Source organism: Staphylococcus sp. GDY8P72P (genome assembly GCF_016890655.1).
Taxonomy (GTDB): Bacteria; Bacillota; Bacilli; order Staphylococcales; family Staphylococcaceae; genus Staphylococcus; species Staphylococcus arlettae.
Genome location: NZ_JAFEQJ010000020.1, coordinates 93,002 through 117,238, shown reverse-complemented (window position 1 = coordinate 117,238; position 24,237 = coordinate 93,002). Strand labels below are relative to the sequence as shown.

Sequence of the window (24,237 nt, the reverse complement as noted above, 5' to 3'; positions counted from 1 at the left end):
ATTAATTTTAATATGACATTAACAATAAGGGGATATGCAGTGTGATTATAGCAATAACCATAGCCATTCTATTAATTATATCTTTCTTTTTTTCGAGTAGTGAAACAGCGCTCTCCGCAATTAATAGAATTAGATTAACTGAAGAAGCAAAGCAAGGGGATAAGCAAGCTCAAAAATTATTAGACTTACTACAAAAGCCAAGTAATTTTATTACCACAACTTTAATAGGCAATACTATAGCGAATATATTAATTCCGATATTAGCGACAATCTATGCAGAAAAGCACGATATACATATTGTGTGGGCAATTATCATTGCTATCGTAATCGTGTTGTTTATAGGTGAAGTTATTCCTAAGTCGATTGCAGCGTCAATTCCATATCAAATTGCTAAATTAAGTTATATACCATTACAAATATGTATTTTTATTTTTAAACCATTAACAATGATTTTAAACGGGATAACAGATAGTATTCATCATGCATTAACTAAAAATGAAGAAAGTTCTCAACGTTATTCAAAAGAAGAAATTAGACAAATGGTAACAATTGCAGGTAGTGAAGGCGCATTTAACGAAATGGAAAGTAAACGATTGCAAGGCGTAATGGATTTTGAACAATTAAAAATTAATGATGTTAACACCACACCGCGTATTAACGTCACAGCATTTTCTAAAGAAACTACATATCAAGAAGCATACGAAACAGTTATCTCTAATCCATTTACTCGGTATCCGGTGTATGATGAAGATATTGATAACATTATAGGTATTTTCCATTCAAAATATTTATTAGCTTGGAGCCAAGAACAACAGAAACAAATTACAGATTATATTTCTGTTCCACTGTTTGTCAATGAACATAACAAAGCAGAATGGGCATTAAGAAAAATGACAGTGACACGTAAACACTTAGCTGTTGTTTTAGACGAATACGGTGGGACTGATGGTATCGTCTCACATGAAGATTTAATTGAAGAAATGTTAGGAATGGATATTGAAGATGAAATGGATGAAGAAGAAGAGGAAAAGGTGTCATTAAATAGAAAGCAATCCTCTCATAATTCTAATACATAAGAGGTGTTGAAAATGAATTTAACTTCAAGTGTAACGAATCAATTAAAGATAAAATATCCAATTTTCCAAGCAGGTATGGCTGGCAGCACATCACCTGAGCTTGTAGCTGCAGTTAGTAACTCAGGTGGTTTAGGAATCATTGGTGCAGGTTATTTTAACGCTGAACAATTAGAACAACACATCCAAGAAGTTAAAATGCTAACTTCAAGACCTTTTGCTGTAAATCTTTTTGTACCCGGAAATCAAGAAGTCGTCACTGAACAAGTTATGCATATGAATGCGTGGCTAAAGCCGTATCGTAGAGCATTTAATTTAGAAGAACCAGTACTGAACATTCAAGAACAAACACAATTTGAATCAGCAATCGAAATTGTAATTGCGCAATCGGTACCTATTGTGACGTTTACGTTTGGCGTGCCAGAAAAAGATCTTATCGATAAACTACATCGTCATAATATAACTGTGGTAGGTACTGCGACGTCTGTAGAAGAAGCAATCGAAAATGAACGTGCGGGTCTTGATATGGTAGTAGCTCAAGGCAGTGAGGCAGGAGGGCATAGAGGTTCGTTCTTGCAAACGTCTGGCCAATATGGTGCTTTAGTAGGTACCATGTCACTTGTGCCTCAAATTGTAGACAATGTGACTATTCCGGTTATCGCTGCAGGTGGTATCATGGATGCGCGAGGAGTTGTAGCAAGTTTGATATTAGGTGCAGAAGCGGTACAGATGGGAACAGCATTTTTAACTTGTATTGAAAGTAATGCCAATGATTTGTTGAAAAATGCTATATTTAACAGTGCTGAAACTGACACTGTCATTACTAAAGCATTTAGTGGAAAACCGGCACGAGGTATTGATAATGAATTTATTCATAATATGCAACGTTATGATGATGAAATACCAGCATATCCAATTCAAAATGAATTAACCAATGCTATACGAAAAAAGGCGGCTCAATTAGGTGATGCAGAAATGACACATCTATGGAGTGGACAAACTCCACGGTTAGCACAATCTATTGCAGCTTCACAACTGATGTCGCAAATTATTACTGATACACAAAATATATTACAAAATGAATAAATTATATATTAGCACTAGTTAACTCACCTCTAAATATAGTAAATAGTAATGAGCGTGTTGCACTTAACTAGTGCTTTCACTTTATCTATGAAAATTCAAACATACTATTATAATCTAAACATGTGAATCCCTTAAATAATATATGGTATTATGAAGTCGGTGATAATAATGATAAATATAGGGCTAACGGGTTGGGGCGATCATGATTCATTGTACGAAGATTTACAGAGGAAAACTGACAAATTACAAGTCTATGCTAGTCATTTTCCAATTGTTGAACTTGATGCATCTTACTATGCCATTCAACCTGAAAGAAATATACTAAAATGGATTAAAGAAACACCTAAACGCTTTAAATTCATTGTTAAAATCCATCAAGCGCTAACGTTACACGCAGACGTATTAGATTTTGCATCATCAAGACAAGCGTTAATCGATGAATTTAATAAGATGTTAGAACCATTAATAGCGGCTGATAAATTAGCGATGGTATTAATTCAATTTCCACCTTGGTTTGATTGTACTACACAACATATTACATATATTCGTTACTTAAAAACGAAGTTATCTGATGTACCTATATGTGTTGAGTTTAGACATCAATCTTGGTTTAACAGCACTTATAAAGAACAGACACTAGAGTTTTTGACAGCCCAGCAAATCATTCATGCTGTGTGTGATGAACCTCAAGCTGGTCAAGGTTCCATTCCATTAGTAAATCGAATCACGCATGACGTTGCTTTTGTAAGGTACCACGGGCGTAATGTGCATGGTTGGACTAAAAAAGATATGACCGATGACAAATGGAGAGAAGTACGCTATTTATATGATTATACAGAAGAAGAATTGATGGACTTAGTTAACAAAGTTAAAGTGTTGGAACATAAAGCCAAAACGATTTATGTTGTGTTTAATAATAATTCAGGCGGTCACGCAGCAGCAAATGCGAAAATGTACCAACGTCTACTTGGAATTGATTATGATGGCTTAGCGCCACAACAATTGAAGTTATTTTAAAGTTATAAGCGTCAATTCATTAATTTTAGAGGAGAGATTGTGATGAAACTAACCATTTATCATACTAATGATATACATAGTCATCTGCAAGAATATGCAAATATTTCAGCATATTTAGCAGAGGAAAGACCCAAATTAAATCATCCCTCTCTTTATCTTGATATTGGTGATCATGTAGATTTATCAACACCAATTACACAAGCCACAATGGGAAAACATAATGTAGAGCTACTAAACAGTGCACATTGTGATATAGCAACGATTGGTAATAATGAAGGTATGACTATTTCACATGCAGCATTAAACCAACTATATGATAAAGCACATTTTGATATTACGTGTGCCAATGTATTTGATGAAGCTGGTAATTTGCCTAACCATCTAACATCTTCAGTTATTAAAGTTATCGAAGGTACTAGAATATTATTTGTAGCAGCAACAGCACCATTTACACCTTTTTATCGTGCATTAGATTGGGGTGTTACTGATCCGCTTGAAGCAATTAAAGATGAAGTCAAAGCACATGAAGGTCAATATGATGTCTTAATTATAATGAGTCATGTTGGTGTATTTTTTGATGAGAAATTGTGCCAAGAATTACCTGAAATTGATATTATTTTAGGTAGTCATACACATCATTTTTTCAAACATGGTGAAGTGAACAATGGCGTATTAATGGCGGCGGCTGGTAAATATGGTTACTACTTAGGTGAAGTAACGATGGAAATTCAAAATCATAGTGTAGTATCTAAAAAGGCTGAGCTTTATGCTAATGCTGACTTACCCCAAGTTGCAACAGACTTTGAACTTGAAGGTAAGCGATTATTAAGTACACCGGTTATTAATCATGAAATGAACTTACCAAGGAAAACAAATGTGATTTCAAAAACATCTTATTTATTAGCTGAAAGTATATATGAATTTACACATGCAGATTGCACTATTATTAATGCAGGTCTAATAGTACGTGCGATAGAAGGTAAAGAAGTCACAGAATACGATGTGCATCAAATGTTACCCCATCCTATAAATACGGTTAGAATCAAAATCACAGGACAAGAACTAAAATATGTTATAATAAAAAGTCAAAAGCAAGAATATATTAATGAATATGCACAAGGTTTAGGCTTTAGGGGGGATATATTTGGGGGATATATATTATATAACCTTGGATTTATAGAATCTGAATCTCGTTATTTTATCAATGGTGAAGAAATAGATGATGACAAAATTTATACATTAGGTACAGTGGATATGTACACATTTGGCCGGTATTTTCCAACACTGAAAGACCAAGCAACTGAGTACTTATTGCCTGAATTTTTAAGAGATATTTTTAAAGAAAAATTGTTAGAATATTAATTTCTAACCCAATTACGTTTTAATTTAGTGTGAAGTTAGTTATAATGATGGAAGATATTAATATAGGAGGTCGTGCGTGGTTATGGCTACTAAAAATGAAGAAATACTACGAAAACCAGATTGGTTGAAAATAAAGCTTAATACTAATGAAAATTACACAGGGCTCAAGAAGATGATGCGTGAGAAGAATTTACATACGGTCTGTGAAGAGGCAAAATGTCCGAATATTCATGAATGTTGGGGTGAACGTCGTACTGCTACATTTATGATACTAGGTGCTGTATGTACACGTGCTTGTAGATTCTGTGCTGTTAAAACTGGATTGCCTAACGAGTTAGACTTAGATGAACCAGAACGTGTAGCAGAATCTGTAGAATTAATGAACTTAAAACATGTAGTAATTACAGCAGTAGCTAGAGATGACTTAAGAGATGCTGGTTCAAATGTTTATGCAGAAACAGTACGTAAAGTACGTGAACGTAACCCATTTACAACAATTGAAATCTTACCTTCAGATATGGGCGGAGATTTTGAAGCATTAGAAACTTTAATGGCATCAAAACCGGATATTTTAAACCACAATATTGAAACAGTACGCCGTTTAACACCAAGAGTAAGAGCGCGTGCTACTTATGATCGTACATTAGAATTTTTACGTCGATCTAAAGAATTGCAGCCGGAAATTCCAACTAAATCAAGCTTTATGGTTGGTTTAGGCGAAACATATGACGAAATTTACGAAACTATGGATGATTTACGTGCCAATGATGTTGATATCTTAACAATTGGACAATATTTACAACCTTCACGTAAGCATTTAAAAGTTGAAAAATACTATACTCCATTAGAGTTTGGTAAATTAAGAAAAGTTGCTATGGACAAAGGATTTAAACATTGCCAAGCAGGACCACTTGTGCGTAGTTCATATCATGCAGATGAACAAGTTAACGAAGCAGCTAAAGAAAAACATCGTCTTGGTGAAGAGCAATTAAAAGCAGAACAATAATAATATAATGTAGTAACTTTATAGACTTAGTTCTCCAATGCAGACGTTTTCAAATGAGTTGTATGAGGGCTAAGTCTTTATTCACGTTATATTAGCCAACAAGATAGCTTTATAAATATAGTAATAGTTCGGGTGAATGACATGATAAAAGTGAATGGGCAGTTTTTTGAAATAATAGAAGATTACAGGGAACATTTCGATGAGGAAGTATTTGCTAATCGTTATTCAGATATTTTAGATAAGTATGATTACATTGTTGGTGATATAGGATACGAACAATTACGCTTAAAAGGTTTTTATAGCGATTCAAATAAAAAAGCAGAATTGAGTAAACGATTTTCAACAATTCAAGATTATTTATTAGAATACTGTAACTTTGGCTGTCCTTACTTCATTTTGAAAAATGTTACTACTGAAAATCAAAACAAATTGAAGCAAGAAAAACAGGTCGTCTTAGAAGAAGATAAATTGAAAGATGTTAAAATTCAACCATCGATTCAACATAGTGAAAGCTAAGCTAGCTTACAACTCATTATATGCATTGTGATACTATTAGTTCCAACAAATTGAATAGATTTCTATGTGTACAATAAACTTCATAAATGAAGCAACTATATAGGGGTGGATTTGGAATTCGAATGTTACTAATTTGAAATTCCTTCCACCCCTATATTTTTATTGGATTTTTTCAGCTAAAAACGCATTAAGTTCTTCACCTTCTGCTTCATTGACACCTAAAATATAAGCGGTATAACCTTCTTCAGCTAAATCATCTGTACCGATAATACCGAACTTATTTGTCTGCATGTTAAGCACAATCGTTTTACCGAAATGACGATTCGTTTGAACTAGCATCAAATCATAGCGGCTCTCTTCGCCGACAAAACCAACGAATTGTACTTGAGCAGCTTCATCATCGTCGTATAAAAACATGTCTATCATTATGTAACCTTCTTTCTTTTGATAGTTAGAATAGCAATTTATTTTAATACTAATGTTGTTAGAACTATTTTGTTAAAAATCCTTAGTTTTCAGTATAACTACAAATGAATTTAACTGCAAAATTGTGATATGATGAATATATTAAGGGGTGACGGAAATGTACTTTGTAAACAAAGACCAATTAAATGCCAAATTAAAATATATTCAACAATTAACAGAACAATATGAAGAAAACAAACATAACCATTTTGCCTTTGAACGTATAGCACAGATGCTTATTGAATCATCGGTTGATATTGGAAATATGATTATTGACGGATTTATATTACGAGATCCGGGAAATTATAAAGACGTAATAGATATTTTAGCATTAGAGCAAGTTATCTCAAAGGAAACACAACAAAATATTAACCAAACGGTAGATGTTAGAAAGCAATTTGTACATTATTATGACGAATTAGACACAGCAAATTTGATGACCTTGTTTGATAACGCGCTACCTTTTTATCGCCAGTTTATTCAAGAGGTAATACAATTTGTAGAAAGTGAAAATGTACCGATTACTGCGTTTGGTAAAAAAGGAGACTAACATAAAATGAAGCAATATAAAGCGTACTTACTCGATTTGGATGGAACAATGTATAAGGGTGACGAACCTATTGATGGGGCATCTCAATTTATTGAATATTTAAAAGCACAAGATATCCCTTATTTATTTGTAACAAATAATTCTTCAAAGCAACCAGAAACAGTAGCTGAAAAATTACAAACTATGGGCATATCAGCAACAGGCAATGAAGTCGTAACATCTGCTTTAGCTACAGCAGATTATATTGCAGAAGAACATCCAGGTGCATCTGTGTACATGCTTGGAGGTACAGGGTTACAAACAGCGCTCGTAGATAAAGGCCTAACAATAAAAAATGATGAATTCGTTGATTATGTTGTTGTAGGTTTAGACGAAGCGGTTACATATGAAAAGCTTGCGGTCGCTACGTTAGGCGTACGAAATGGAGCGAAGTTTATTTCTACAAATAAAGATGTTTCGATACCTAAAGAACGAGGATTTATGCCTGGGAATGGGGCTATTACAAGTGTAGTTAGTGTATCAACAGGCGTACAGCCTACTTTTATTGGAAAGCCAGAACCAGTAATTATGAATAAAGCATTAGATATTCTTAACTTACCTAAATCTGAAGTAGCGATGATAGGCGATTTGTATGATACTGACATACTTTCAGGAATTAATGTTTCCATTGATACAATTCATGTGCAAACTGGGGTGTCAACACTTGCAGATGTCGAAGCTAAAGACATTCCACCAACATACTCTTACGAAGATTTAAACGCTGTAATTAAATCATTAAAAGGTGAGGTTGATTAAATGGATAAAGTAGTAGTGACTAGACAAGTACCTGATGAATTCATTAAACAATTAGAAACAATAGCTCAAGTAGAAGTGTGGAATGAAGCTTTTACCCCAATGCCACGAGAACAATTTTTGAACGCTATTAAAGATGCGACTGCATGTTTTATCACACTAACGGAAACGATTGATGAAGAAGCCATTAATGCAGCACCACACTTAAAAGTAATTGCTAATATGGCAGTTGGCTATGATAACATCGATGTACAACTTGCAAATGATCATAAAATTGTCGTAACAAATACGCCAGATGTATTAACAGAAACGACTGCAGAATTAGGCTTATCATTGATGTTGAGTGTCGCGCGTCGTATAGTCGAAGCAGAACGTTATGTACAAGATGGTCAATGGCAAAGTTGGAGTCCTTATTTGTTGGCAGGCAAAGATTTATACCGTTCTAAAGTAGGTATTTTTGGTATGGGTGATATTGGTAAAGCATTTGCTAAACGTTTAAAAGGTTTTGAAGCGAACATTATGTATCATAATAGAAGTCGTAACGAAGAGGCAGAAGAAGCACTAGGAGCATTGTACGTTTCCTTTGACACATTGCTAAAACATAGTGATTTTATAATTTGTACTGCTCCATTAACTGACGAAACAGAAAACAAATTTGACAGTGAAGCTTTTGCCAAAATGAAAAATGATGCCATTTTCATTAATATCGGTAGAGGTGCTGTAGTAGATGAGTCTGCACTTGTTTCAGCTCTGGAAAACAATCAAATTTTAGCATGTGGCTTAGATGTATTAAGAGAAGAACCAATACAAATGGATCATCCTTTATTAGGAATGAAAAATGCTGTTGTTGTACCACATATCGGTAGTGCGTCGGTAGTCACTCGTAACAAAATGATTCAATTATGTGTAGATAATATTAAATTAGTACTAAATGGTAATACTGCAAAAACAGCTGTTAAAGCTTAGCATTAGTGCATCAAACTTATGAGTAATAATTAACTTGGGTAATTTACACAGTAATCGTGATTGAGTATCACGCAAATAATAAAAAAGTAGTAACTGACAACCACCGTCAGTTACTACTTTTTTTTATTGAATTGATTGCTATCAAAATCATAATGAAAAAACATATAAGAAAATAGTTATAGTAAAATGTAGTTCATACATAAAAATGTTAATATATTGTAAAGTTGTTTGATGTTATGTATAATAAATTGTAGTAAATTTAAAAGTGTATAAATACAAAAAATCTGAATCGTTGTATTTTCAAGAGGTGAATAATGAATAAGAATAATCATAGATTTATAGTGGTTAAAAGTATTGGATTGGTATTGTTGTATTTAATTATTTTCATTGCTTTGTATTTACTATATGGTGCTGGAGATACACATAACGATTTTATTTATAATGAATTTTAATGAGGAGAACATCATGAAAGATATTTTACAGACAATAAACCGGTATAGCGTCATTTACCCTAATAAGATTGCTATTCGTTACAACGATCATTCATTAACTTATAAACAATTGGATACATACGCTAATGCATTAGCCTGTTATATAATGTCATCGCGTACTCCGTTAATACTATATGGTCATATGTCTCCCTACATGATTGTAGGGATGTTAGCCAGCTTAAAAGCAGGTTGTGGTTATATACCATTAGATATTTCTATGCCAACTGCACGTTTGCAACACATAATCAATAAGGTGGAACCTAATTTTGTACTAAATACAACGAGTGATGAAATAGAGTTGACTAATGGAGAAATAATAACGATTGATGATTTACAGCAGATGTCAGTAACGACAAGGGAATTTAATAATATACAAGAAGTTGATATAGCTTATACTATTTTTACTTCGGGTACTACCGGAGAACCTAAGGGTGTTCAAATTTCATATGGCAGCTTGAATGAATTTGTTAAATGGATAAGTGATATTAATCAATTGGGATTATATCAGCATTGGTTAAACCAAGCGCCGTTCTCATTCGATTTATCTGTAATGGCTATTTATCCTTGTTTAACAACTGCTGGTACGCTACATCTAGTTGATAAACATATGGTGGCTAAGCCTCAGTTGCTCGATGATTTATTAAGAAGCAATAACATTAATATTTGGGTTTCTACACCATCATTTATGGAGTTAGCTTTATTATTACCTGTATTTACTCAAGAAAAATATGAAAGTTTAGGGCAATTTATTTTTTGTGGGGAAGTACTATCCCATAAACTTGCTGAAAAATTGTTACATCACTTCAATAAAGCAGTGGTTTATAACACATATGGCCCGACAGAAGCAACGGTTGCAGTTACTGGAATACAAATAACTCAGTCCATTATACAACACTACAATCCGCTTCCAGTAGGCAAACCTAGAGCAGGTGTAACGTTAGCTGTTAATGACCATGCAGAATTAATTATTATGGGGAGATGTTTGAGTCAAGGATATTTAAATGATGCTATTAAGACAGCACAAGTATTTAAAGAGTATCAAGGTAAACAAGCATATTATACGGGAGACTCAGCGTACTATTTAGATGATATGTGGTTTATAAAAGGGCGTATGGATAATCAAATCAAATACAATGGCTATCGTATAGAACTAGAAGATATAGAGTTTCGGTTACGACAAATTCACTTTATTCAAGAAGCGATAGTAGTACCTAAAGTTAAACAAGGAAAGGTAGTTCAACTTATCGCTGCAATCACATTGACTAAAGCAGTATCCCCAGAAGAAGTAAAAGTATTGAAAAGCGAAATTACACCACTATTAGCTGAAAATTTACCTACTTATATGCTACCCACTAAATATGAAATATTAGAAAAGTTACCGATAAATGGCAATGGCAAAGTAGATAGAAAAGCTATAAATGAGGTTATATTACGATGATACCTTATGGAACGTTCACTTTTTTTGCGATAGCGATAGTCGTATTGCTACCAGTTGTTTGTTTAGGTTTTATGGGTAAGCGTAGTTATACATATAATTTTTTAAGTAGCTTACTAATGGTAGTACTTATTTTTGCATCGCAAAAATATAATATTTACAACAATCCGTATTTGAGTTTTCAACTATTTAGCTTTTTCGGTTATATTGTTTGGCAAGTGAGTATCATTATGTTTTATCTCAATATTAGACGTCGACATAATTATACGAGTTTATTTAGCAGTGTAATATTTTTAGCAATCTTGCCCTTGCTATGTGTGAAATTATTACAAAGCTCATGGTTAGGTGACTATCAAATTGTCTTCCATGAATACAAAGTGGTGAACTTAATTGCATTTTTAGGTATTTCCTATGTGACCTTTAAAAGTGTGCAATTACTAATGGAAATTAGAGATGGTTCAATTAAAGAAGTTGATGTTTGGAAAGTAATTCAATTCATTTCATTTTTTCCAACTATTTCATCAGGTCCAATAGATCGCTATAAGCGTTTTATCAAAGATGACAAAGTAGTGCCCGACGGTACTGTATACAGTACATTATTTGCGAAAGCGCTCCATTTTGTGATGCTTGGATTTTTATATAAATACATTATTGCTTATTTGATTCAAAATTATGTCATACAACCATTGCTTGAAACACCACATAATGTTGTCGATACGTGGTTATATATGTATGCTTATAGCTTTTATTTGTTTTTTGATTTTGCAGGATATAGTTTATTTGCTTTAGCTTTTAGTTATTTATATGGCATCCAAACGCCACCGAATTTTAACCAACCATTCAAAGCGCAAAATATTAAAGCGTTTTGGCAACGTTGGCATATGACTTTATCTTTTTGGTTCAGAGACTGTATATATATGAGATGTTTATTTTTTATGTCGAAGAAAAAATTATTAAAAAGTCAATTTGCTATGTCGAACATTGCATTTATAATTAATTTCTTCTTAATGGGTTTATGGCATGGTTTAGAGCTACATTACATAGTATACGGTTTGTATCACGCAGCTTTGTTTATTGGCTTTAGTTATGTTGAACGCTTAAGTAAATACTTCGGCTGGCAGTGGCAAAATAAATTTACTGCTTGTATTAGTACAGTTATTACTTTTCATTGTGTGACTTTTGGCTTTCTCATATTTTCAGGACAGTTAATTTAGGAGGAAATTAGTATGGACATTAAAAACCAAATTTTAAATATTTTAGCAGACATTGCAGGTGATTCTATTGTAAAAGATAATTTAGACATCGCAATATTTGAGGAAGGTATTATCGATTCTTTTAAAACGATAGAATTATTATTAGCCATTGAAAATCAGTTAGGTATCGACGTATCGATAACAGATTTTGATCGTGAAGCGTGGGCGACTCCAAATAAAATTATTGCGTTATTATCTGCGAAACAATAAAATGAAACAATTCTATCCATTTATCATTAGTTTAGTTTTATTTGGAATTTTTGTAGCTTTGCCCGCAAATTGGTTTAAAGGATTAATTTCTAATCAAACATTATCTGAACAACGCAACTTGCTTAGCGAACAAGTGTTAAAAGGTACTTTACTACAAAATAAATTATATGAAACTAATAACTACTATCCTATTTATGGTTCTAGTGAATTAGACAAACAAGATCCTTTTCACCCAGCTGTTATGTTAACACATAGAGTTAAGAAACCACCTTTTTTAGTAGGAACAGGAGGTTCTACCGACTTGATTAATGCTGTGACACTTGCAGCAAACTTTGATCAACTTAACGGCAAAAAATTAACATTTATCATCTCACCGCAATGGTTCACGCAACGCGGTTTAACACGAGAAAATTTTAATGCACGTATATCAGAAACTCAAATTGCTCAGTTATTTAAACAACAGCAAATGAGCAAGCACTTAAAAGAACGTTATGCTCAGCGCTTATTACAATTTAAAGACGTTAAAAACAAGCCTTTCTTACATGATATGAGTCGAAATAAACAACAGTCTTCACATGCTTATGTCTCATCGTTCAAAGAAAATCAATTATTAAAAATTGAAGCAATTAAAGCTGCATTTCCACTTAATAAGCAAGCGTTTAAGCATGTTGGAGAGGACACGTCACATCGATCGTGGACATCTTTAAAAGCAGAAGCCGAACTTTACGGACAACAACATAGTATGTCGAATCAATATAATATACAGGATAAATATTGGCAGTTAATTCAAGCGAAACAACGTAAATTTAAACGCAATCATGAATTTAAAGTACATTCACCGGAATTTGAAGATTTAGCATTACTCGTTGATACGTTGAAAGCTGCAGGAGCAGATGTTCAATATATAGTAATACCGACAAATGGCAAATGGTATGATCATATTGGAATAAAATCTAAGCAACGTCAAATGATTTATCAAAAAATTAAAGATACCATTACTGCTAAAGATGGTAAGCTTTATGATATGACATCTAAAGACTATGAACCATACGTTATTAGTGATGCTGTACATATTGGATGGAAGGGCTGGGTTTACGTAAACGAACAAATTGTGTTGCATCAGAATCAATAAAAGAGGTTCCTGCGAGAAGTGTACTAGACGAAGACTATATGCTTAGGCAGTGCTCGAGGAAAGCGTGCACAAAAAAACTGCCAACAAAATCGGGGACTTCGTCGACAGACTACGGAGTGTGACAGAAATCTGTACTGTGACCACAACGTGTATCTTTTGTAACTGAAAAGTTCCAAAATGAGGTGCTTTTTCTAAAAAATATAACTCATGTCTACACGGTAACCCACATTAACTTCTATTTCTGTGATAGCAAATAGGCTTTGAATAAATAATATTGGCAGTGATTTGGGCTGACTCCTGCGGGAAAAGCACTAGCCGAAGACTACAGGCTGAGGCAGTGCCCGCGGAAAGCGTGCACAAAAAAAACTGCCAACAAAGTCGGAGAACTTTGTCGACAGTCTGAGACTTTCTTACATAGAAGGTCTCTAAAATTTTATTTGAAGTAATTCGTTAGAATACTTGTTCTACTTCGATAACACCTGGCACTTCTTCATGCAATGCACGTTCAATACCTGCTTTTAATGTAATAGTAGAACTTGGGCATGTTCCGCAAGCACCGTGTAATTGCAATTTAACTATTCCATCTTCTACATCGATTAGTGAACAATCACCACCATCACGTAGTAAGAACGGGCGTAGTCGCTCGATAACTTCAGCTACTTGATCAAACATCGTTGCGTTTTCAGTTGGCATAAATATGCCTCCTTTCAAGTAAATAAATTCTACATATCCGTATTTATTTATTATAATAGATATGTAGAGAAAAATCTATGATTCGAAACAAGGGGGACTTGATTTATGACAAAAATAAGTGTTGTAGTATATGGTGCAGACGTAATATGTGCAAGCTGTGTAAATGCACCGACGTCACAAAATACATTTGAATGGCTAAAACCATTATTACAAAGAAAATATCCAGATGTAAAATTTGAATTTACCTATATAGATTTTCAAAAAGATACTGAAAATCTATCGGATCATGACCAACATTTTATTGAGCAAATACAAGAAGATGAATTATTTTATCCTTTAATTACTATGAATGACGAATATGTGGCAGATGGTTACATTCAACTAAAAGATATAACACGTTTTATGGACAGACAATTACAATAACATGTTATATAAAAATGAGCCTAGAATATTTATATTCTAGGCTCATTAACTGTGTATTGTAATGCTAATATATTTTTATCCGTTATGATATTTGTACATCCAAAGTACACCTGATTTAAGAATAGAAGCAAGACGACCTGTAACCGTTCTATCCATAATGTAAGCAAATCCTTTTTTGTCTCCTAATGAACCTAAGAAACCTTGGATTTTTATTTCAGGCATTTTTTCAGGTAATGCTTTATTTTGCCAAATTAATTTCATGACATCAGCTATTTGGTCACCTTGATATTCTGCTAATTGTGCACTTGGTGCAAATGGTAAGTCAGCACAATCTCCAACTACATATACATTTTTATATGTAGGTACTTGGTGATACTGGTTTAAAATAACACGTCCACTTTTACTAATATCGATAGGTAAGTTACGTACTATTTCCACTGGTTGGATACCAGCTGTCCATACAATTAAATCTAAATCTTCTGGAACATCATTGTTGTATATACGACCAGGTTCTACACGATTAATGTCTGAGTTAGGAATAACATGAACTGAGTTCTTTTCAAACCAATTTTCGATATAATTACTTAATTTTTCAGGGAAACGACTTAAAATACGTTCACCACGATCATAAAGGTAAATATCTAAATCTTCTCGGCTTTCACGTAATTCACTTGCTAATTCGATACCGCTTAATCCAGCGCCGACAATTCCAACTCTAGCACCATTGGGTAATTCACTTATATGATGGAACGTTTCGCGTGATTTTGAAAGTGTTTGTATACTGTGCGTGTATTCTTCAGCACCTGGAACATTGTGATATTTATCTTCACAACCTAAACCAATAACTAATTCATCATAATCAACTTTAGTATTGCCCACAGATACAATTTGATCATCTAAATTAATATCATTAATTTCTCCATATACCACGTTAATGCGTTCAGAGTCTGGAAAATTCATACGAACGTCTTTGTCTGATTTAGTTCCAGCTGCCAACTCATAAAATTCTGGTTTTAAACTGTGATATGGCATTCTATCTACAAGTGTCAGTGAATAATTTTCAGGTAAAGCACTTGGTAAAATATGCGACATGATACGCATATTACCATAGCCGCCACCTAATAGGACTAAATTCTTCATTTTGATACCCCTCTAGTAATAATTATATTTTTAGATTAAATTAAAGCACGTGTTCCCGTAAAACATAGGCTTTTCTAATCTGAATAAAATAAGGAAAATAAACATTGAAAGTAATACAACTAACAGTGACATATCAATTTCCTAAAAATTAGCTTTCTTATACCCATTATATGCTTTTTTAGTTTTTTCTACAAATAACTGTGATGGTTATGTGAATTTCATTGTGGCGGTTACTTTAATTTATGCTATAAATATTATGTAAATGTAAGGCTAAATAAATTAGTCAGTTTGGATGATGTATAATAGTTCTAAAATAAGTTATAATTAACTATACGAATAGCATATACGAGTTCAGCAATGAAGCACGTAGTTAGTCATTATTTTTAAAAGTTGTTATAATATCATAATCGATAAATTTGAAGAGGGTGTATTATGAATCCAATAGTAGAGTTCTGCATTTCAAACATGGCGAAAGGTGGAGACTATGTATATAATCAACTAGAAAATGATCCAGAAGTTGACGTGCTCGAATATGGTTGCTTGCAAAATTGTGGGCTGTGTTCTAGTGGCTTGTATGCACTTGTGAATGGTGATATCGTGGAAGGTGAGTCACCTGACGATTTATTACAAAATATTTATGCACATATAGAAGAAACATGGATTTTTTAGGAGGTAATTAGTATGACAACAATTAATGTAACTGAAGCAGCGGCATATGAAGTTAAAGACATGTTGAACCAAAATGACATGTCAGATGGCTATTTAAAATTAAAAGTTAATGGTGGCGGGTGCACAGGTTTAACTTATGGTATGTCTGCGGAATCACAACCAGCTGACAATGATCAAACATTCGAGTTTTATGGCTTGAAAGTACTTGTAGACAAAGATGATTTACCATTATTAGATGGTACAACTGTTGATTTTAAACAGTCACTAATGGGTGGTGGCTTCCAAATTGACAATCCAAATGCGATTGCATCATGTGGTTGTGGTAGCTCATTTAGAACAGCTAAAGTAGCTGGCTCACCAGAAAATTGCTAAATTAATACATGAATAAATTGGTGTTTAGTAGTGCTAAATGCCAATTTGTTATATTTAATGTGAAATAATAAACAATATATTGGTAAGTGCTTGAAAATATAACTTAAAAACTATAAAATTATCATTGGATGAAAAATGTCTTTTTTATGAATTTTCGTAACTCTTCCAGGGTATTAAGAAAGACGTATGCAATAAAATTATTATGAAAGCTTAGGTGAATAAAATGGCACAAGATCGTAAAAAGGTATTAGTTTTAGGTGCTGGCTATGCTGGTTTACAAACTATTACGAAATTGCAAAAACAAATTTCGGCAGATCAAGCTGAAATCACTTTAATTAACAAAAATGACTATCACTATGAAGCGACATGGTTACATGAAGCATCTGCAGGTACAATCAGCTATGAAGATTTATTATATCCTGTTGAAAGTGTAGTTAATCAAGATAAAGTAAACTTCGTAAAAGCTGAAGTTACTAAAATCGATCGTAATGCTAGAAAAGTAGAAACTGATGCAGGAATTTTTGACTTTGATGTGTTAGTTGTTGCACTAGGTTTCGAAAGTGAAACATTTGGTATCGAAGGTATGAAAGACTATGCGTTCCAAATCGAAAATGTATTAACTGCACGTAAATTATCTCGTCATATTGAAGATAAATTTGCTAATTATGCAGCATCTAAACAAAAAGATGATAAAGATTTAGCTATTTTAGTTGGTGGCGCTGGTTTCACTGGTGTAGAATTCTTAGGTGAATTAGCTGACCGTATTCCAGAATTATGTAACAAATATGGTGTAGATCAAAGCAAAGTTAAATTAACTTGTGTTGAAGCTGCTCCAAAAATGTTACCTATGTTCTCAGATGAATTAGTAAACCACGCTGTAAGCTATTTAGAAGCTAAAGGTGTAGAATTTAAAATTGGTACGCCAATCGTTGCAGCAAATGAAAAAGGCTTCGTAGTTAAAGTTAACGATGAAGAGCAACAATTAGAAGCAAACACTTCTGTATGGGCTGCTGGTGTACGTGGTAGCAAATTAATGGAAGAATCATTTGAAGGCGTTAAACGTGGCCGTATTGTTACTAATCAAGATTTAACTATTTCTGGTTATGACAATATTTTTGTCATTGGTGACTGTTCTGCGTTCATTCCTGCTGGTGAAGAACGTCCATTACCAACAACTGCTCAAATCGCTATGCAACAAGGTGAACATACAGCTAAAAGTATCCAAAATATTTTAGAAGGTCAACCAACTTCTGAATTTGAATATGTAGATAGAGGTACTGTTTGTTCATTAGGTGCTAACGATGGTGTTGGTGTTGTATACGGTAAAGACATCCAAGGCAAAAAAGCTGCTTTCATGAAGAAAGTTATTGATACACGTGCTGTATTTAAATTAGGCGGAATTGGCTTAGCATTCAAAAAAGGTAAATTTTAATAAATTCGTGTAACACGCAGCTACATAATATTATGTAACACTGCATTAATCCAAGACCTGTCTTAATATAAGATGGGTCTTTTTTATAAGAAAAAGGTGATAATATGAATATTAGTGTAAATTCAACAAATCAATCTGTTCAGCAGACTTTAATAGTTGGAGTGCCGGAACATTTGAATCAATTTGAAACACTCAGTGTCAATGGCGTCGATATTAGAGAAAATATCGGATTCTTGAAACAGAATCATCTCATAGGTAGCAGTTTAGGTAAGGTATACCAAACTCATTTTCAATTACAAGATGAACACTATCGATTAATATCAGTCGGGTTAGGCAATTTAAAACAATTAGACTATACGCAGTTATTACAAGTCTTTGGCAAACTCTTTCAATTTCTAAAAAGTGAGCATATTTTGTCTGCATCATTGTTATTTGAAAGTTTTATATCTAAAAAAGTAAGTAGAAAAGATGTTGCTGAAGTACTTGGTCAACAAAGTGTTCGTGCAATTTATCAATTTGATAACTATAAATCAAATAAAAGTGCACTTTATTCACCTACTATCTTTGTACATAGTGACGCAGAAAATATTGCAGATGCTATTACACAAGGTAAAGTATTAGGTGAATCGATTAATACAGCACGTACATATAGTAATATGCCACCAAATATATTGACTCCGGGTTATTATGCGGAATTGATTGATGATCATTTTAAAGATAGTCAGGTTGAAGTTGATATAAAAGATGGTGAGCAGTTACAAGATGAAGGATTTGGACTCATTCACGCAGTAGGTAAAGGTTCAGCACACTCACCACGAGTAATTACAATAACGTATAACGGTGGGCCACAAAACGTAGCACCAATCGCTTTAGTAGGCAAAGGTATTACGTATGATTCTGGAGGCTATTCAATTAAACCAAAAGTCGGAATGCAGACTATGAAGTTTGATATGTGTGGCTCCGCAAATGTTATTGGCATGATTGAAGCAGCTGCTAGATTGCAATTGCCAGTAAATATTGTTGGTGTCATTGCGGCAGCAGAAAATATGGTCAACGAAGCAGCAATGAAGCCCGATGATATTTTTACAGCATTAAGTGGAGAATCAGTAGAAGTACTTAATACTGATGCTGAAGGACGATTAGTATTAGGCGATGCAGTATTTTATGCTAACCAATTCCAACCTAGTGTCATCTTAGATTTTGCTACGCTAACAGGAGCCGCAGTAGCAGCATTAGGGGAAGATAAAGCAGCTGTCTTTAAAAATAATACTAACGCACCAATAAATGAAATTTTAACTACAGCACGTAAAATGGATGAATTTGTCTTCGAATTACCAATAACTAGTACTGAACAACAACTCATTCGTCAAACTGATGTAGCTGATTTAGTTAATCATACAAATGGTCATGGTAAAGCGTTATTTGCAGCTACGTTTATTAGTCATTTTGCTGGCGACACACCACATTTGCATTTCGATATAGCAGGTCCAGCTACAACGACAAAGGCTTCTTATTTAGGACCTAAAGGCCCAACAGGTTACATGATACCGACAATCGTTGAATGGTTGCGACAACAATAAATTAGCATGCAAGAGGTTGGGACAATATTGATTCGTCCCAGCCTCTTTTTCATATGGGCAGTAGCTGACTGCATTGAAAATGCGCTTTAAACCAAGCTTTTTTCAACGCTAGTCATACTTGCCGTGGTGGGACGACGAAATTATTTTTTCAAAATCAGATTTCTGTCCCACTCCCTATATCATATCTGATAAGTTATAATGCAAAAAGTGATTGACAATATTGCTAGGGATTGCTATTATGAATCTCGTAACGCTTTAGTTCGATAATGTAATAAAGGAGTTTTTGATGTGATAAATGCAGTTGTAATAGCGGTTTTACTTATGATCATTTTGTGTTTATGTCGATTAAATGTAGTTATCAGTTTATTCGTAAGTGCATTAGTAGGCGGCATAATCGCTGGAATGAGCGTAACAGATGTTATCACGGTATTTGGTAAAAATATAGTAGATGGCGCAGAAGTAGCACTAAGCTATGCGTTATTAGGTGGTTTTGCTGCTTTAATATCATATAGTGGCATTACTGATTATTTAGTTAATAAAATTATCAAAGGCATTAGAGCTGAAAACTCTAAAATGTCCCGTCTGAAAGTTAAAGTTATAATTGTGGTAGCTTTATTGGTATTAAGTGTAATGAGTCAAAATATTATTCCTGTACATATTGCATTTATCCCAATTGTCATTCCTCCTTTAATTAGTATATTTAATGAATTAAACTTTGATCGTAGACAAATAGCTTTAATCATTGGTTTTGGTTTATGTTGGCCATATATTTTAATTCCATTTGGTTTTGGTCAAATATTTCATCAAATTATAATGAACGGCTTTAACAAAGCTGGACATCCGATAGAAATAAATATGATTTGGAAAGCTATGGTTATCCCATCATTAGGTTATATTGTAGGGTTAATTGCTGGTTTATTTTATTATAGAAAAGCAAGAAAATATATTGATCATAAACAAGATAAAGATCTAGCAAATGTAGAGTTAAAACCATATGTGTTAGTTGTGACAATCATTGCGATTATTGCGACATTTACAGTTCAAATGCTGACTGACTCTATGATCTTTGGTGCATTAGCAGGGGTATTAGTATTTTTTATTTCTGGTATGCAAAATTGGAAAGATATGGACAAGCAATTTGTTGAAGGTATTCAAATAATGGCCTATATTGGTGTTGTAATTCTTACCGCTAATGGCTTCGCTGGTGTCATGAATAAAACCGGTGATATTGAGCAATTAGTACATAGTATTAGTGGAATTACTGGTGACAACAAGTTAATTAGCATACTACTCATGTATATCATTGGATTAATAGTCACATTAGGTATTGGTTCTTCATTTGCCACAATCCCTATTATAGCTACATTATTTGTGCCGTTAGGTGAATCGTTTGGTTTAAGTACAATGGCTTTAATTGCCTTAATTGGCACGGCAAGTGCCTTAGGTGATTCAGGTTCTCCAGCGAGTGATTCAACACTTGGTCCGACGGCAGGATTAAATGTTGATGGGCAACATGATCATATAAGAGATACGTGTATTCCGAACTTTATTTTCTATAATATCCCGTTGATTATTTTTGGTACTATCGCTGCTATGATATTATAAGAGTGATATAAATAAAGGGGTGGCAATTATGACAAATATGTTAGATGCGCTAGATATGAAAGTTGAAAAAGAGGGAGAAGGCATTTTGGTTATGTCTATGCCTGTAACAGATAAGGTGAAACAACCCTTTGGATTTCTACACGGTGGTGCTAGTTTAGCTTTAGGAGAAACCGCATGCTCAATGGGAGCAGCGAGCCTAATTGATACTGAGCAATATATTCCACTAGGATTAGAAATGAATGCAAATCACATTAGTTCAACGACAGAGGGTACTGTCTATGCTTCCGCAACAGTTATTCATCAAGGCAAAACGACACAAGTATGGAATATTGAGATAACTGATGATAGCGGCAAATTAATAAGTATTATGCGAGGTACCATCGCAATCAAATCACGACATAGATCTTGATAGACTAGTATTTTAAACATATTAAAGTACGTCATTTTAGCTGATAGCTAATGACAAAGCGTAGTCATTTATAAATAACTAAAAATTAATAAATCATTTAGGGAATGCAAAAGTTACTTTTATGCATTCCCTTTTTTTAATGTGATATAAAATTTTGAGCGAAGTAAGCTTGAGCAATTCGTTTTGCTGCTTCTCTACCTCCTGCAATATTGCGTGCGAAAGGTCCTAATTTTAAATCAGCTAGTCCGCCAGATACAAATAGCTGTGGTAACCATTCCAATGTATCAGACAATTGTGGATAGCCACAAGAGGTCATAGGTGCGGCATGTTCTAATATTAAAGATTTTATAATTGGTTGTTGTAATATCGAATTTTTGAAGCCTGTAGCAAGTAAAATATGATTATAATTATATCGTTCATCCTTCGTATGTATTTGCTTGTTTTTTATTGTGGTAATAGGTGTTTGGTGAATTGTCAAACGACCTTGCTGTTGATATTTTTTGAGATGTAGATATAACTCTTGAGGCATAGAGCCTTTGTGTCTCTCATCTTCAATAAAAGAAAGTATTTCGGCAGAATCTGCAAAAGCTGTTAACTTAGTCATATTTTTAGGACCGAGCCATGCTGGATCTGCATCAAAATCATGTACGGCTATTGTTTTATTAAGCCATAAGTGCACATGTTTTTGATAATAATGAAGTAATTTATGTACTAAATGTGCTGCAGAGACACCACTCCCGACAACATGATTGCAATTATGAAATTGTAGAGCTGTATTGTCGAAAATATGTTGAACATTTTGCTGTTGATGAAAAATCTCAGGAACGTTTAAATCATGATGACTACCCATTGCGATAACTAAGTTATCAGTAGTAATGGAACGTTTATTATTTAAAGTGAGCACCCATTGTTGCTGAGGATGTGTGTGCTGTTTAATATGGGTTACACTTCCAATGACATGCTGATTATGTAATTGATAACGATGTATAAGTGTATGTACATGATCGATAAACATATCTCTTTGAGGCCGTTGATATTTTCCTAATGTTGCTTGCATATATTGATATGTTTTAGCGAATTGTTTTAAATGAAAAGGATCAGGATGTACATGATGCACGCAAGGTGAGCGAAGAAAGGGCATATTAATACGTTTAGTGCGTTCGTCGAATTGTGCGCATAAATTACTGTGTGGATCAATGAGAGTCAGTTTGGACGTTGGAAGACCAGCGTGAATTAATTTTAAAGCAATTGTTAATGCTTGAATACCGCCACCGATAATTGTCCAAGTATGCATAAAGTTACCTTCTTTCAAATAGTAATGATTACGATTTAAAAATAACATAATGCATTTGCCATTGCAATACAAAAAGCGATAAGTACAATTACTAAAATAACGAAGAACTAGAAATTTGTGCTCTTGTTAATAAGTAATAACTTATCGCTTAACTATTGTTATAATTTTTTATCGTGTAACGTTTCGTTAAAGTCGTCTTGTTGAGTTCTATCAGTAGCAGGGGTATTTAAATTATACGCTGCTTTCATAATTAGATGACTAGCCAACGGACCTGTAATAAATACAAAGATAATCCCTATAATGAGTTGCATGTTAATCATACCTTCTTTACCGATAAAGAAAAGGAAAACGCCAAATAATAATAACATAGCACCAAGCGTTGCTGCTTTACCAGCTGCATGGGCACGAGAATAAACATCGTCTAATCGTAATAACCCAATAGCTGCAAAAGCACTGATTAACGCACCCAAGATGACCAATATAAGAGAAATACTAATGATGATCGTTGTTATCATGTTCAATCACCTTACCTTTGTCCATATATTTAGCAAAAACTGCAGTGCCTAGAAAGGCAAGTATACCTACTAATAAAATAGCTACAATCATATATGTAGTACCTAGGAAGATACTAAATAATGCTACAATTGCCATTAATTGAATTCCCATAGCATCTAAAGCTACGACTCGGTCAGCAAGAGATGGACCAAGGATGACACGAACTAACATTGCTAACATAGATAATGATACTATTACTAATGCGATAATTATAATTATTGAGTAGTTCATTGTGTATCACCAACCTCTCTTACAACTTTTTCAAGTGACGATTTAATGCTCGCAATTTCTTCTTCTTTAGTACTGAAGTCAATACAATGTATATATATTTTCGTACGATCATCACTAATACCTAACACTACAGTCCCTGGGGTTAAAGTGATTAATATCGATAACAATACGAGTTGCCAATCTGTTGTTAATTCGGTGTCATAAGTAAAAAATGCTGGCTCATTTTTAATTGTAGGTTGTAATACAATACGTATTACATCGATATTAGCTTTTATGAGCTCGATTAAAAATACCGCTATTAATTTAAGTACTTTGTACACTGTAACCATATAAAATCTACCAGGGAATAACCCGCGTAATGTAAGTACCAACAATAGACCGAAAATGTAACCTAAAATAAAATTATTTAAGGAATAACTACCTGTGATAAAAAGCCATAAGATACTTAATAATAAGTTAATTAAAATTTGAATCGCCATC

General features: G+C 33.6%; 28 protein-coding genes. 21 read left to right on the top strand and 7 right to left on the bottom strand.

Features of this window, described 5'->3' with window-relative positions; genetic code table 11:
• Window positions 1–47 precede the first annotated feature (47 nt).
• The 6 genes from JVU85_RS09590 (at window position 48) to JVU85_RS09565 (ending at window position 6,060) form a co-directional block, all read left to right on the top strand.
• A complete protein-coding gene (locus tag JVU85_RS09590) occupies window positions 48–1,076 on the top strand; it encodes a hemolysin family protein (protein ID WP_031266507.1) in 1,029 nt (342 codons plus the stop codon).
• Between the two features lie 12 nt (window positions 1,077–1,088).
• On the top strand, window positions 1,089–2,159 hold the full coding sequence (locus tag JVU85_RS09585; protein ID WP_002509377.1) for an NAD(P)H-dependent flavin oxidoreductase: 1,071 nt from the start codon (window positions 1,089–1,091) through the stop codon (window positions 2,157–2,159).
• 168 nt (window positions 2,160–2,327) lie between these two features.
• Window positions 2,328–3,176 (top strand): DUF72 domain-containing protein, encoded by an 849-nt coding sequence (locus JVU85_RS09580; RefSeq protein WP_002509376.1) that lies wholly within the window; start codon window positions 2,328–2,330, stop codon window positions 3,174–3,176.
• 42 nt (window positions 3,177–3,218) lie between these two features.
• Window positions 3,219–4,538 carry a bifunctional metallophosphatase/5'-nucleotidase gene (locus tag JVU85_RS09575; RefSeq protein ID WP_204172367.1) on the top strand — a complete coding sequence of 440 codons (1,320 nt, stop codon included), beginning with the start codon at window positions 3,219–3,221 and terminating at the stop codon, window positions 4,536–4,538.
• An 82-nt stretch (window positions 4,539–4,620) separates the two neighbouring features.
• Window positions 4,621–5,544 (top strand): lipoyl synthase, encoded by a 924-nt coding sequence (gene lipA, locus JVU85_RS09570; RefSeq protein WP_002509374.1) that lies wholly within the window; start codon window positions 4,621–4,623, stop codon window positions 5,542–5,544.
• Between the two features lie 141 nt (window positions 5,545–5,685).
• The gene (locus JVU85_RS09565; RefSeq protein ID WP_002509373.1) at window positions 5,686–6,060 is read left to right on the top strand and encodes a YutD family protein; all 375 of its coding nucleotides are present in this window, start codon (window positions 5,686–5,688) and stop codon (window positions 6,058–6,060) included.
• A 159-nt stretch (window positions 6,061–6,219) separates the two neighbouring features.
• On the opposite strand, the gene JVU85_RS09560 is transcribed toward JVU85_RS09565, so the two are convergent.
• Window positions 6,220–6,486 carry a DUF3055 domain-containing protein gene (locus JVU85_RS09560; RefSeq protein ID WP_103388101.1) on the bottom strand — a complete coding sequence of 89 codons (267 nt, stop codon included), beginning with the start codon at window positions 6,484–6,486 and terminating at the stop codon, window positions 6,220–6,222.
• A gap of 157 nt (window positions 6,487–6,643) precedes the next feature.
• Here JVU85_RS09560 and JVU85_RS09555 point away from each other — a divergent pair, with 157 nt between their 5' ends.
• From JVU85_RS09555 to dltD, 8 genes are all read left to right on the top strand, one after another.
• Window positions 6,644–7,075, top strand: a complete 432-nt coding sequence (locus tag JVU85_RS09555; RefSeq protein WP_002509371.1) for a DUF86 domain-containing protein — start codon at window positions 6,644–6,646, stop codon at window positions 7,073–7,075.
• A 6-nt stretch (window positions 7,076–7,081) separates the two neighbouring features.
• On the top strand, window positions 7,082–7,870 hold the full coding sequence (locus JVU85_RS09550; protein WP_103388102.1) for a TIGR01457 family HAD-type hydrolase: 789 nt from the start codon (window positions 7,082–7,084) through the stop codon (window positions 7,868–7,870).
• Window positions 7,871–8,833, top strand: coding sequence for a 2-hydroxyacid dehydrogenase (locus tag JVU85_RS09545; RefSeq protein ID WP_204172366.1), 963 nt, complete (start codon window positions 7,871–7,873; stop codon window positions 8,831–8,833).
• A 314-nt stretch (window positions 8,834–9,147) separates the two neighbouring features.
• The gene (locus JVU85_RS09540) at window positions 9,148–9,285 is read left to right on the top strand and encodes a teichoic acid D-Ala incorporation-associated protein DltX (protein WP_002509369.1); all 138 of its coding nucleotides are present in this window, start codon (window positions 9,148–9,150) and stop codon (window positions 9,283–9,285) included.
• Between the two features lie 13 nt (window positions 9,286–9,298).
• Window positions 9,299–10,762, top strand: coding sequence for a D-alanine--poly(phosphoribitol) ligase subunit DltA (gene dltA, locus JVU85_RS09535; protein WP_002509368.1), 1,464 nt, complete (start codon window positions 9,299–9,301; stop codon window positions 10,760–10,762).
• On the top strand, window positions 10,759–11,973 hold the full coding sequence (gene dltB, locus JVU85_RS09530) for a D-alanyl-lipoteichoic acid biosynthesis protein DltB (protein ID WP_002509367.1): 1,215 nt from the start codon (window positions 10,759–10,761) through the stop codon (window positions 11,971–11,973). The genes dltA and dltB overlap by 4 nt, the downstream gene beginning before the upstream one ends.
• 12 nt (window positions 11,974–11,985) lie before the next feature.
• Complete coding sequence (gene dltC / locus JVU85_RS09525) at window positions 11,986–12,222, top strand: D-alanine--poly(phosphoribitol) ligase subunit 2 (protein WP_002509366.1); 237 nt, start codon at window positions 11,986–11,988, stop codon at window positions 12,220–12,222.
• A gap of 1 nt (window position 12,223) precedes the next feature.
• On the top strand, window positions 12,224–13,354 hold the full coding sequence (dltD, locus tag JVU85_RS09520; protein ID WP_002509365.1) for a D-alanyl-lipoteichoic acid biosynthesis protein DltD: 1,131 nt from the start codon (window positions 12,224–12,226) through the stop codon (window positions 13,352–13,354).
• A gap of 450 nt (window positions 13,355–13,804) precedes the next feature.
• Here dltD and JVU85_RS09515 read toward each other — a convergent pair whose 3' ends face one another.
• Window positions 13,805–14,047, bottom strand: coding sequence for a NifU family protein (locus JVU85_RS09515; RefSeq protein ID WP_002464399.1), 243 nt, complete (start codon window positions 14,045–14,047; stop codon window positions 13,805–13,807).
• Window positions 14,048–14,152: 105 nt separating this feature from the next.
• Between JVU85_RS09515 and JVU85_RS09510 the strand changes: the two genes are divergently transcribed.
• The gene (locus JVU85_RS09510) at window positions 14,153–14,470 is read left to right on the top strand and encodes a YuzD family protein (protein ID WP_002509364.1); all 318 of its coding nucleotides are present in this window, start codon (window positions 14,153–14,155) and stop codon (window positions 14,468–14,470) included.
• Between the two features lie 75 nt (window positions 14,471–14,545).
• On the opposite strand, the gene JVU85_RS09505 is transcribed toward JVU85_RS09510, so the two are convergent.
• Complete coding sequence (locus JVU85_RS09505; RefSeq protein WP_002509363.1) at window positions 14,546–15,610, bottom strand: NAD(P)/FAD-dependent oxidoreductase; 1,065 nt, start codon at window positions 15,608–15,610, stop codon at window positions 14,546–14,548.
• 432 nt (window positions 15,611–16,042) lie between these two features.
• Between JVU85_RS09505 and JVU85_RS09500 the strand changes: the two genes are divergently transcribed.
• From JVU85_RS09500 to JVU85_RS09475, 6 genes are all read left to right on the top strand, one after another.
• The gene (locus JVU85_RS09500) at window positions 16,043–16,279 is read left to right on the top strand and encodes a YuzB family protein (protein WP_002509362.1); all 237 of its coding nucleotides are present in this window, start codon (window positions 16,043–16,045) and stop codon (window positions 16,277–16,279) included.
• Between the two features lie 12 nt (window positions 16,280–16,291).
• Window positions 16,292–16,651, top strand: coding sequence for a HesB/IscA family protein (locus JVU85_RS09495; protein WP_002509361.1), 360 nt, complete (start codon window positions 16,292–16,294; stop codon window positions 16,649–16,651).
• 223 nt (window positions 16,652–16,874) lie between these two features.
• Window positions 16,875–18,083 (top strand): NAD(P)/FAD-dependent oxidoreductase, encoded by a 1,209-nt coding sequence (locus tag JVU85_RS09490; protein WP_002509360.1) that lies wholly within the window; start codon window positions 16,875–16,877, stop codon window positions 18,081–18,083.
• A gap of 104 nt (window positions 18,084–18,187) precedes the next feature.
• Complete coding sequence (locus JVU85_RS09485) at window positions 18,188–19,663, top strand: leucyl aminopeptidase family protein (protein ID WP_002509359.1); 1,476 nt, start codon at window positions 18,188–18,190, stop codon at window positions 19,661–19,663.
• A 288-nt stretch (window positions 19,664–19,951) separates the two neighbouring features.
• Window positions 19,952–21,268, top strand: a complete 1,317-nt coding sequence (locus tag JVU85_RS09480; protein WP_002509358.1) for a Na+/H+ antiporter family protein — start codon at window positions 19,952–19,954, stop codon at window positions 21,266–21,268.
• Window positions 21,269–21,296: 28 nt separating this feature from the next.
• The gene (locus JVU85_RS09475; RefSeq protein ID WP_002509357.1) at window positions 21,297–21,677 is read left to right on the top strand and encodes a PaaI family thioesterase; all 381 of its coding nucleotides are present in this window, start codon (window positions 21,297–21,299) and stop codon (window positions 21,675–21,677) included.
• A 136-nt stretch (window positions 21,678–21,813) separates the two neighbouring features.
• Here JVU85_RS09475 and JVU85_RS09470 read toward each other — a convergent pair whose 3' ends face one another.
• From JVU85_RS09470 to JVU85_RS09455, 4 genes are all read right to left on the bottom strand, one after another.
• Window positions 21,814–22,971 carry an FAD-dependent oxidoreductase gene (locus JVU85_RS09470; protein WP_107373870.1) on the bottom strand — a complete coding sequence of 386 codons (1,158 nt, stop codon included), beginning with the start codon at window positions 22,969–22,971 and terminating at the stop codon, window positions 21,814–21,816.
• Window positions 22,972–23,129: 158 nt separating this feature from the next.
• Window positions 23,130–23,486, bottom strand: a complete 357-nt coding sequence (locus JVU85_RS09465; protein WP_002509355.1) for a Na+/H+ antiporter subunit G1 — start codon at window positions 23,484–23,486, stop codon at window positions 23,130–23,132.
• Entirely contained in the window at window positions 23,464–23,757 is a 294-nt protein-coding gene (locus tag JVU85_RS09460) for a Na(+)/H(+) antiporter subunit F1 (protein WP_002509354.1), read from the bottom strand. The genes JVU85_RS09465 and JVU85_RS09460 overlap by 23 nt, the downstream gene beginning before the upstream one ends.
• The gene (locus JVU85_RS09455; RefSeq protein ID WP_002509353.1) at window positions 23,754–24,236 is read right to left on the bottom strand and encodes a Na+/H+ antiporter subunit E; all 483 of its coding nucleotides are present in this window, start codon (window positions 24,234–24,236) and stop codon (window positions 23,754–23,756) included. Before JVU85_RS09455 ends, JVU85_RS09460 begins: the two co-directional genes overlap by 4 nt.
• Window position 24,237: the final 1 nt, after the last annotated feature.